2 protein-coding genes are annotated in these 2,549 nt (G+C 48.6%); one reads left to right on the forward strand and one right to left on the reverse strand.

The window, feature by feature from the left end:
- On the reverse strand, nucleotides 1–1,814 hold a 1,814-nt coding region (gene purL / locus AACV78_RS04480), incomplete at its 3' end, for a phosphoribosylformylglycinamidine synthase subunit PurL (RefSeq protein WP_228042735.1).
- 514 nt (nucleotides 1,815–2,328) lie between these two features.
- Between purL and AACV78_RS04485 the strand changes: the two genes are divergently transcribed.
- On the forward strand, nucleotides 2,329–2,549 hold a 221-nt coding region (locus AACV78_RS04485), incomplete at its 3' end, for a pentapeptide repeat-containing protein (protein WP_194074429.1).

Genomic DNA, 2,549 nt, shown 5'->3' on the forward strand with positions numbered 1-2,549 from the left:
AGGGGTATAAGAGACAGCTCCGGGAGTAACCCCCCCCGGCCCCCCTTGCTAAGGGGGGGAGAAATTTCTGATTTTTCCCTACCTTGTCCCTTTTTAAATAGAGGAATTACCTCTTCTTCCTCTTTGCTTGTAAAACCTTGAGAAACACCATCTTCTCTCTGTAGCCCCCCCTTAGCTGGGGATTCTTCCAAGCTCTGTAGCCCCCCCTTAGCTGGGGATTCTTCCAAGCTCTGTAGCCCCCCCTTAGCTGGGGATTCTTCCAAGCTCTGTAGCCCCCCCTTAGCAAGGGGGGGTTGGGGGGGTTGTTCCAAGCTCTGTAGCCCCCCCTTAGCAAGGGGGGGTTGTTCCAAGCTCTGTAGCCCCCCCTTAGCAAGGGGGGGTTGGGGGGGTTCTTCTAACCCTTTACCCAGGGAAGATTGGGAAGTTTCTAGAGGACGCAACCTGACAACCGCAGCATCAGCGCCTCCGGGTAACAGTACAGTATTATTTTGAACTTGATGGTCGTATTGGCGATAAACCCAGCGTTTAGAAGCGATAGTGGGAGTATCTAACAGCGTCAGTAAAATCTGATTCCAAGTTTGGAACTCACCCTTAACTTCAATCCCAAGAGCGGTGCATTCCGGCAACAAATCCGCCGTCCATTCCCAGGCTTTCTTAGCATATTCTGGCGCTTCTGTCAACAGTTCGCGGTGATAAATTGGCGTGTTATCTGCCAAAGCAGTCGCGGTAATTTCGGCAGCGATTTGGCCTTTAAACAGAATTCGGACGATCGGCTCTTCGATCACTGTCCCCGCGACTACGGCGTGCAATCCCCAGCGGTGAAAAATATCGATTAATTCCTGTTCCCGTCCTTTTTGAGCCACAAACAACATCCGTTCTTGCGATTCCGAAAGCAGGTATTCGTAGGGAACCATGCCGCTTTCTCGCACCGGAACTTTGTCTAAATCAAATTCAATTCCAACGCCGCCTTTGGCTGCCATTTCTGATGTCGAGCAAGTAATTCCGGCCGCGCCCATATCTTGGGCGGCGACGACTGCACCGGTTTTGAATGCTTCTAAACAAGCTTCAATTAAGGATTTCTCTAAAAACGGATCTCCTACTTGGACGGCGGGGCGATCGTCCATTGATTTGTCGGTCAATTCTGCACTGGCAAAACTCGCTCCTCCCATGCCATCTCTGCCAGTAGTGGAACCGACGTAAAGCACGGGATTTCCGATGCCGGATGCGCCGGATTTAACTATTTCTTGAGTTTCCATTAAACCCAAGGCCATGACGTTAACTAAGGGGTTGCCGGAATAGGCTTCATCGAAGTAAACTTCTCCGCCAACTGTGGGTACGCCGATGCAGTTTCCGTAATGACTGATTCCCGATACTACGCCTTTGAATAATCTCTGAGTTTTGCTATCATCTAAGTTGCCGAAACGTAGGGAGTTTAAAAGTGCGATCGGGCGAGCACCCATTGTGAAGATATCGCGGAGAATGCCACCTACTCCTGTTGCTGCGCCTTGGAATGGTTCGACAGCAGACGGGTGGTTGTGAGATTCTATTTTGAAGGCAAGTTGCAAACCGTCTCCCAAGTCTACGACACCGGCATTTTCTCCAGGCCCGACCAGAATGCGAGATCCCTCTGTGGGAAACTGTTTTAATAGCGGTCGCGAATTTTTGTAACAGCAGTGTTCGCTCCACATCACGCCGAACATTCCCAATTCAGCTTTGTTGGGATGGCGGCCGAGGCGCTGAACAATTTCTTCGTATTCTTCGGGTTTGAGTCTTTCGGCGGCAATTTGTTCGGGAGAAAATGGCAGGTTTGGCATAATAATTGCGATCGTTTTGTAGATTTTACATCCCAATTAGGGATTCTTTAAATCAGAACTTAGGCATCAAGATCGAAAAAACCGGGTTTTTGATTTAATCTGCGGGTGGGAAGGCATTTTTTCGGTAAAAAGCCCGGTTTACGATCGCCCATGAGTCCAAGACTCTTAATGCTTATTTTTAGGAGGGGGAGTTTTTTGTTGATAAAAGCATTCAGATTTTAAGTTTTAGCATAGATTGAGGAGGCTGCATTTTTGTCAACTTAATCTCAAAGATCCTACCAGTTGCTTGTGACTCCGATTAGCTCGCAACGGACGCGATCGATTATACAGCTAAATTGAAAATTTACCAAATATCGGAGAACATTTGACAGATATATTGTTTTCTGCTAAGGCAACCGCACCCAACGGTTAAGATGTTCTTAATTCCTCAAACCCTAGTCGAAGATTCCCTCTTCCCTCTTCCCTCTTCCCTCTTCCCTCTTCCCTCTTCCCTCTTCCCTCTTCCTTCTTCCTCATGACTAAAAATCTCAACTTTGCCAACCAAAACTTACGCAACCGTTCATTTAAAGGGCTTGACTTGTCTGGGGCGAACTTCAGCGGTAGCGACATTCGAGGCTGCAATTTCACCGGGGCGATTTTGAGGGGGGCAAATTTTCAGGGTGTCAGAACCGGACAAAGCCGCCTGCGGGTACAAAAGTTGATTGCTAGGGCTGGTGTAACTGCGGTGACTGTGAC

This window comes from Tychonema sp. LEGE 07196 (genome assembly GCF_963890365.1).
Taxonomy (GTDB): Bacteria; Cyanobacteriota; Cyanobacteriia; order Cyanobacteriales; family Microcoleaceae; genus Microcoleus.